The 7,967-nt window shown below is 55.1% G+C and carries 6 protein-coding genes; 4 read left to right on the top strand and 2 right to left on the bottom strand.

Features of this window, described 5'->3' with window-relative positions:
* Positions 1-228: 228 nt before the first annotated feature.
* From Q8W32_RS13590 to Q8W32_RS13580, 3 genes are read left to right on the top strand one after another with little or no spacing between them, the layout of a single operon-like run.
* The gene (locus tag Q8W32_RS13590; protein WP_303431913.1) at positions 229-1,152 is read left to right on the top strand and encodes a MoxR family ATPase; all 924 of its coding nucleotides are present in this window, start codon (positions 229-231) and stop codon (positions 1,150-1,152) included.
* A gap of 2 nt (positions 1,153-1,154) precedes the next feature.
* The gene (locus Q8W32_RS13585) at positions 1,155-2,141 is read left to right on the top strand and encodes a DUF58 domain-containing protein (protein ID WP_303431914.1); all 987 of its coding nucleotides are present in this window, start codon (positions 1,155-1,157) and stop codon (positions 2,139-2,141) included.
* Positions 2,138-4,288 (top strand): DUF3488 and transglutaminase-like domain-containing protein, encoded by a 2,151-nt coding sequence (locus tag Q8W32_RS13580; RefSeq protein ID WP_305415376.1) that lies wholly within the window; start codon positions 2,138-2,140, stop codon positions 4,286-4,288. Before Q8W32_RS13585 ends, Q8W32_RS13580 begins: the two co-directional genes overlap by 4 nt.
* On the opposite strand, the gene Q8W32_RS13575 is transcribed toward Q8W32_RS13580, so the two are convergent.
* Positions 4,274-4,981 carry a DUF6436 domain-containing protein gene (locus tag Q8W32_RS13575; RefSeq protein WP_305415375.1) on the bottom strand — a complete coding sequence of 236 codons (708 nt, stop codon included), beginning with the start codon at positions 4,979-4,981 and terminating at the stop codon, positions 4,274-4,276. The genes Q8W32_RS13580 and Q8W32_RS13575 overlap by 15 nt on opposite strands.
* Positions 4,982-5,164: 183 nt before the next feature.
* On the opposite strand from Q8W32_RS13575, the gene Q8W32_RS13570 reads away from it, so the two are divergent.
* Entirely contained in the window at positions 5,165-6,058 is an 894-nt protein-coding gene (locus tag Q8W32_RS13570) for a tetratricopeptide repeat protein (RefSeq protein ID WP_305415374.1), read from the top strand.
* A gap of 120 nt (positions 6,059-6,178) precedes the next feature.
* Here the strand turns inward: Q8W32_RS13570 and Q8W32_RS13565 are convergent, their stop codons facing one another.
* Positions 6,179-7,912 (bottom strand): BCCT family transporter, encoded by a 1,734-nt coding sequence (locus Q8W32_RS13565; RefSeq protein ID WP_303431918.1) that lies wholly within the window; start codon positions 7,910-7,912, stop codon positions 6,179-6,181.
* Between the last annotated feature and the right edge of the window lie 55 nt (positions 7,913-7,967).

The raw sequence follows: 7,967 nt of genomic DNA, 5'->3' as shown, positions 1-7,967 counted from the left end.
AGGCCTGCAAGTCGGCTTCGTGATTCGAAACCATCCGGTAGCCCAGAGTGAGCACCGGATTAAATAGATGCCCCCTATTGTGTGTCACGCCCCACATCAAGCCATGATTAATCCTCGACCTGCTTTGCTCTGTCTGGCATAAACCATGAGCTGTCAGCTATATAATTGTTATTTAGCCTGTGCATTTTTATCTTAGTAATGTGATCAGTTGATCAACGGAGACCCGACATGACCAGCGCCGTCAGCGACGCCCTGCAACAGCTTAACCGGATTATTCTGGGAAAACCGGAACAACTCAAACTGGCCCTGAGTTGCCTGTTAGCCGATGGACACTTGCTGATTGAGGATTTACCCGGCATGGGAAAAACCACGCTGGCGCATGCTTTGGCAGGGGTGCTGGGATTGAATTACAACCGTATCCAGTTCACCAGTGACTTGCTCCCGGCAGATATTCTCGGGGTCAGTATCTTTGAAAAACAGCCAGGCTCTGACCTGGGCCAATTTCGTTTTCATGAAGGGCCGGTATTCAGTCAATTACTGCTGGCGGATGAAATTAACCGGGCAACACCCAAATCCCAGAGTGCCTTGCTGGAAGCGATGGAAGAGCGTCAGGTCACGGTAGAAGGTGAGACCCGGCCTTTGCCTGAGCCATTCTTTGTGATCGCGACCCAGAATCCGGTTTCGCAGTCGGGTACTTTCCCGCTGCCAGAAAGTCAGCTGGACCGCTTTCTGATGCGTATCTCGCTCGGTTATCCCTCCGAACAGGCCGAACGTCAGCTGTTGGAAGGCGTCAGTCGGCGGGAAATGGCCAACCAGTTGTCGGCAAAAATTACGCCGCAGCAATTACAGCAGTTACAGCAGGAAGTGAGCAAGGTCCATGCATCGTCTTCTGTGCTGGATTACCTGCAACGGTTGATTGCCTTTACCCGCTACGAATCGGGTTATCTGTATGGCCTGTCCCCACGGGGTGCATTGGCGTTGTTACAAGCGGCCAGAGCCTGGGCTCTGGTAAGTGAGCGTTCGCACGTTTTGCCTGAAGATATTCAGGCAGTGCTGCCAGCGGTGGTGGATCACCGCCTGGCGGATGCCGCCGACGGTGGCGGGCATAGTGTTTCGGCCCGGATGCTGAGCTCGGTTGCGGTGTTGGTGTAGCCGTGTCGGTGTTAGTTGATCGTCTGTTTGGCGACCGTTGGCAACGCTGGCTGAATCGGCGACTACCCGCTACCCGCAGCCTGGTGTTGAGTCACCGGGCTATCTTTATTGTACCGACCCGGATCGGTTTACTTTATCTGGCACTGGTGGCGTTGTTGTTGGTTACTGCCATCAATTATCAGAACAGCCTGATCTATGGTATGGCGTTCTGGTTATTCAGTGTTGGTCTGTCGGCCATGTTGCTGACGTTCCGGAACCTCACCGGGCTGACGGTCAGTAGTCAGGAAGCCATCCACGGCTATGCTGGACAGGTGTTCGATCTGCCGTTGCGACTGGTGGCAGCACCACGACGGGAGCATCTTAACCTGTGGTTGCAGTATCCGGATAATCCGGGGCAACGGGTCAGTATTGAACGTGGAAGCGCGGAGTCCGTGCGGCTCAGCTATCGCTGTTATCAACGGGGTTACCTGTCTCCTGGACGGGTACTGCTGGAAAGCCGCTTTCCACTGGGATTATTCCGTGCCTGGAGCTGGATCAAGCTGGATTTTTCCACATTGGTGTACCCGCAGCCGCAGCCATCGCCTTTTGTATTTCGCAGTGGTGAGGGGGCAGGAGAATTGCTGGGGGCGACACTGGAAGTCCGTGGCGAGCAGGATTTCCGGGGCTTGCGTCAGTATCAGCCCGGCGATTCCATGCGTCAGATTGCCTGGAAACAGCTGGCACGGGGCAAGGGACTGGTCACCAAGGATTTTGACAGCGATGAAGGAGCCAGTTGCTGGCTCGACTGGGCAAACACCAGTGGCGATCTGGAGTCACGCTTGTCCCAGCTTTGTGGCTGGGTGCTTGAAGCCCATCAACTGGGTTGGCAGTACGGCGTGCGCTTGCCGGGTCAGGAGAGCGCTCCGGAACATTCGGATGCTCATCTTGGGGCCTGCCTGAAAATGCTGGCGCTGTATCAGCTGGATCAACCGAGTGAGAGCCCGTCATGACAGCTACCCCTCATTCCGACCATAACAGGGTATCAGACCCGGCGTCTGCTGCCGCCGAGAAACCGGCCATCAAGGCGGGAAGCCAGCTGCATATGAAGCCCGCGGCTCGGCAGCAGCAGATTCCCCGTTCAGCCTTGTTCTGGCTTCTGAGCGGTGGGGCGCTGGCCTTGTTACCGCATTATTCGCACCTGCCATTGCTGTTCTGGCTGATGGCCGGTGCGGTGGTGTTCTGGCGTTGGCAAATGCATATCGGCCGTTTTGCTTATCCGGGAACGATGGCCAAGGTCGTTGCCATTCTGGCAGTGGCTATTGGTGTATTTATCGGTTTTAGCGGTCAATATTCGCTGGAAAGTGCGGTGGCGTTTTTTGTTGCTACCTGCCTGTTAAAAGTGCTGGAAATGCGCACCCAGCGTGATGGCTATATCGTTATTTTTCTGTGCTTCTTTCTGGCCGGGACCGGTTTCCTGTTTGAACAGTCGCTGCTCTGGGGGCTATACGGCTTACTGGTGCTCTGGGTGCTGATGGCAGCGCTGGTGTCGTTGCATCTGGTCTCGCATGAAGCCAGGGGCGTCTGGGTGGCCAGTCGATATGCCTTTGGTGTGCTGATCAGTGCCATTCCGGTCATGATGGTGTTCTATCTGCTGTTTCCGCGTATTTCACCATTGTGGAGCATCAACCTGCAGTCGGAAAAGGCGATCAGTGGTCTTAGTGAACAGATGGCTCCGGGGGATATTGCTTCTCTCAGTCGCTCCGATGAGCTGGCATTCCGGGCAACGTTTGATGATGGCCAGCAGCCGTCCCGTGAACAGCTGTATTGGCGAGCTCTGGTTCTGGACCGTTATGACGGCCGGACCTGGCGTTTTTCAAAAAGAGACCAGTCGGTGGATTGGTTTCCAACCGAGCGGCCGGTTCCGACCGATACGGACGGTGTACTGAACTATGAAATCATTCAGGAAGCGACCGGCAAGCGCTGGCTCTACACCTTGCGGCACGGCACGGCGTTGGAACGGGGTATCGGTGTTACTGCGGCCGGGGTGCTGATTAATCGCAGGCCAGTGTATCAGCGCAAACGCTATCAAGGGCTGGGTCTCCGTCGTGAACTGGTGCGCCAGACACTGGATTCCCAGCAGCGCCAGCATAATCTTGATGTGTCCGCGGGTGGCAACCCCCGTACCCGTGAGTGGGTGGCCGGGTTGGTGGCCAGCAGTGAGACGCCGATGGATCTGGTGAATACACTGATTGATTATTTTCGTAATCAGGGTTTTCTCTACACGCTCAAACCACCGGCTTTGGGGAATAACGACATTGATGCGTTTCTGTTTGATACCCGGCTGGGGTTTTGTGCGCACTATGCCGGCGCTTTTGTTTATGCCTCCCGGTTGGCAGGCATTCCTGCCCGGGTTGTGACTGGCTATCAAGGGGGCGAATGGAACGAGGCTGAAAACTATCTGACAGTGCGTCAGTATGACGCCCACGCCTGGGCCGAGATCTGGCTGGAGGGCACTGGCTGGGTTCGGGTGGACCCGACTGCGGTGGTAGCACCGGATCGTATCCAGTTTGGTCTCGAGCAGGCTCTGCAGGAAGAAGGCTCTTTTATGGAAGACAAACTGCTGTCACCGGGGCGTATCCGGCAAATTCCCTGGCTGAACAGGCTGCGTATGGAGCTGGAATCGGTGAACTACCTCTGGCATCGCTGGGTACTGTCATACGATAACGAACGCCAGAAAAACCTGTTAAGCAATATATTGAAAAAAACCGATTACCAACAACTGTTGATCTGGCTGGTCGGGGCGGTAGGGCTGGTCTTTCTGGTTATCACTCTGATGATCGTCTGGCAACGTCCACGTCACCGTGCCAGTCCGATAGCCCTTGCCTGGCAGCAACTGGTCAACGTTGGGGAACAACAGTATGGGGTCGCTTTCCAGACCGGCGAAAGCCAACGGCATTATCTGGTACGGCTGGCGCAAGTACTGGGAGCTGATGGTGATTATCTGCTGGCACTGGCACGGCTGATGGATTTTCAGTTATACGCCGCCAGTGGACAGCAGCCTGCGGATGAGAAACAGCTGATCAAACAGCTGCGGAAAAGCCGCAAGCGCTTGTTGCGGCAATCCTGGCGTGGCAAGCCCCGTTCAATCGGCGCCTGAAGGCAGTGCATCGGATGTGGTTGGCCAGCGGCAGAAACAGCCGCTGCCAGCAACATTGATAAACGGTCCGTATTGGCCATCGGTCATTTGGCGCACCATATTCGGGAAAAAATCATCGCTGGCGACGCTGCATAAAGCACCAAAACCATAGGCGCCAAAATAGCCCAGGCGGCCGTTCTCCTTAACCAGTGCCAGGGCTGGAGAAGATGGAATCAATGCCGTCAGGTCATTGGCCTGGATCAACTCCATGCGCTGGCCATTCAGCTGGCGGAACTCCGCCAGCTGCTCCGCGGTGGCATTGGCAGCCGCGACAACGACGATGCGTAACTGGTAGCGATCAAAGGCCGATACCAGACCATCAAAATGACGGCGACTGACCTGGTTACAGAGGCAGTCCGGATTCCAGAAGTGCACCATGGTGACCGGTGCCTGGGTTACATGGGTATTGGTTGGCAGGCGTGCCAGCAAGGCTGCGAGTGTGGTTTCCAGAGCCTGGGTGTTTAACGCCGCAGGTGAGCTGTCGGCGGCCAGAAAAGACCGGATGGTTTGTGATTGAAACCACCACAAGGCAAGGCCGGTACCCGAGAGCCACAAGACCACCACCAAGCCCAGCACAATATTACGCTGGCGATTGGGATTATTGGCGGGTGATACGGCAGCGGACGGTGGTGGCGGTGGTATAGAAGATGGCATTGGCGATGACGTCGGTGATGGGGGAAAGTTCGTCCCGCCAGTATCCCGTGAGACGCTCGGGATGACAATGCCCTGAACTCGAGTGGGCCAATCGGTTGGTGGCGGTTTCGATCGTTGGCAGGTTTCTGGAAAGCCTGGATTAACCCGTGTACTCTCCTTCAGGTGTACCCAGACGCTGTTTCCATGAGCCACCTTCCAGACGAACCCACTGCATTTTTGTCGTATGTTGCCAAGCTGGCGCAAAACAGCCTGGTACTGGTCGATTTTCAGGCCAGCTGGTGTTCCCCCTGCAAAGCCTTGCTGCCTGTGCTTGAGCATTTGGAGCAAGAGTTTGCACCACAGCTGCGGTTGCTGACGGTGGACGCCGAACAACAACCGCAGCTGATGAGTGTGATGCAAGTGCGTGGCTTGCCCAGCGTATTGCTGTATTACCGTGGCCGAGAGGTGAACCGCTTCACCAAGGCACTCCCGGAAAGTCAGATTCGCCAGCTGCTGGCCCCGTATATCCAGCAACCCTGTGACAAATTACGTAAACAGGCGGAACAACATATCGCCCGGCAAGACTGGTCGCAGGGGTTGGCGTTATGGCGTCAGCTGGTACAGCAACGTCCTGGTAACACCGCCGACCTGGCCCGCTATTGTCAGCGCTTGATGGACGCCAGCCAACAGCAGCCTCAGCGACTGCAGGAAGTAGCCACCTTGCTGGACAACCTGACTGCGAACAGTCAGCGTGACCCGGCGATACAACAAGCGTTATCGCGCTGGCATTTATTGCAGCGGCGACAAAACAACCTCGATAGCTTGCGGCAAACCTTTCGCGATGCACCCACCCCGGAAAATCGACTGGCACTGGCCCAGGAACTGGCTGCAGAAGAGCAGTACGAGCAGGCATTCAAACTGCTGATCGGCCTGTTGCGACGGCCATGCTCCCCTGAGCTGGAAAAACAGGGGCAGGGGTTGCTGATTGAATTGATCAATATCTTGCCCGACCGCGCCAGAGCCAATCGTTATCGCCGGGAGTGGTTCAGCCATCAGCGGAACCGGAACTGGTCAGAAGAGCCGGATCAGACTGATTGAGTGTGATCTGAGGCGGGGAGTGGGAGTGCAGGAGCTTCCCTGAAAGCCCGCACAGAGCCTGACAGACTGGCAGGGAACCCGCTTGCAGGTTGTAACAAGCGGGTGTAGTCAGCCGGACTGTTACGACAGGTCGGCGACTTCTTTTTCGATCATTTTTTTCACGGCTTTTTCATCCGCGACAATATATTGGCTGTCGTGAAGCAGGGCCTTGACCAGGCCAAACATCATCGCAATCAACACGAAGGTAAAGGGCAATGCACCGGCAATGGAAGCCGCCTGTAATGCTTTCAGGGCATCGTTGCCTCCCATCAGCAGTACGATCAATGTAATCATACCTAGGGCACAACCCCAGATAATACGCTGCTGGGTTGGTGGTCGACGGCCAAAGGCCAGCAGGCGGCCCAGTACCAGGGTGCCAGAGTCAGCGGAGGTGACAAAAAAGATAATCACCACCAGCAGGGCACAGATTTTAGCGATTACAGCGGCGATACCCGGGGTCAGTACATCAAAGGAGGAGTAGATGGTGCCAGCGTAGTCCCAGTTTTGCACCGAGGCATTATAGATGCTCATGTCGGCACCGTAGATGGACTCGTAAATACCGGCAGAACCGATCACGCTAAACCACACCAGTGCCACAGTGGAAGGGACAAAGATAACCCCCATTACAAATTCACGAATGGTCCGGCCACGGGAAATACGGGCAATAAACAAGCCGACAAAAGCGGCCCAGGCAATCCACCAGCCCCAGTAGAAAATAGTCCAGCCACCTTGCCATACCCGTTCTTCAGGGCTGCGCGCGGTCCACAAGGTCATGGGGATCGCATGGGATACATAGTCCCCCAAGGCAGTCAGGGTACTGGCGATAATGTAGTTGGTGCCATTACTGGCGATCAGGAAATAAGCAAGAATGATCAGACAAATATAGGTGTTGAGGGTAGAAAGAATCTTGATGCCTTTGGATACACCACTGGTAGCAGACAGGGTGGCCATGGCAGTCACCAGAATGATGGATATGATAGTGACCATCTGGGTGGTTTTTTCGATCACTCCGAGGGACACCAGCCCTGCACCAATCTGCTGTACGCCCAATCCCAGCGTGGTTGAAATACCAAAAATGGTACCAAGCACCGCGAGAATATCGGCGGCATTACCAATCGGGCCATAAATACGGTTACCAATCAGTGGATACAAGGCTGACCGGATTGACAGTGGCAGACCTTTACGAAAGGCAAAGTAGGCCAGAGACAGACCAACAATGCCGTAAATCCCCCAGGCGACTGTGCCCCAGTGAAAAACAGTGAGTGTCAGGCCTGCCGTTGCAGCTTCTGCCACCAGGTCATCAGGAACGGGAAAACCTTCCTGACCCGGTAATAACCCGGCTGCCAGCGCCGCCTGTTTGGCAGCAAAAAAATCACTGACGGCCGCTTTTACGTCGGCGCTCATAAAAGGGTTGCCGCCGCTCCAGCCACTGGCAAAGTGGATCATGGGTTCCGACATGGAGAAAAACAGCATACCGGCACCGGTACCACAACCAAACAGCATCGAGAACCAGGCAAAATTGGAAAACTCCGGCCGCTCATCATCGCGACCAAGCCGAATGGCCCCGGCCTTGGAAAACATAAAAAACACACAAATAAGAAACGCTGAAAACATCACCACAATGTAGTACCAGCCCAGTGTATGTTCTATCCAGCTTTTCAAACCGAAAAACTGATCACTGGCTGCTTTCCCCAACAGGATGGTGTACAGGATAAATACAACCACCAGACTAATGGCTGTGATTCCCAAGGTAGAGTTGAGACCCTTTAGTATGCCGCGCTTTTCAATGAGCGCGTCTATCTGCTCGTTTCTCATCTGAGCTCCTTCATTGTTATCTTGAGTATGTGAAATTCGATGGGTATTCTTCCTG

Source organism: Oceanobacter sp. 3_MG-2023, assembly GCF_030688925.1.
Classification (GTDB): domain Bacteria; phylum Pseudomonadota; class Gammaproteobacteria; order Pseudomonadales; family Oceanobacteraceae; genus Oceanobacter.
This window is presented reverse-complemented; position numbering and strand designations above follow the sequence as displayed.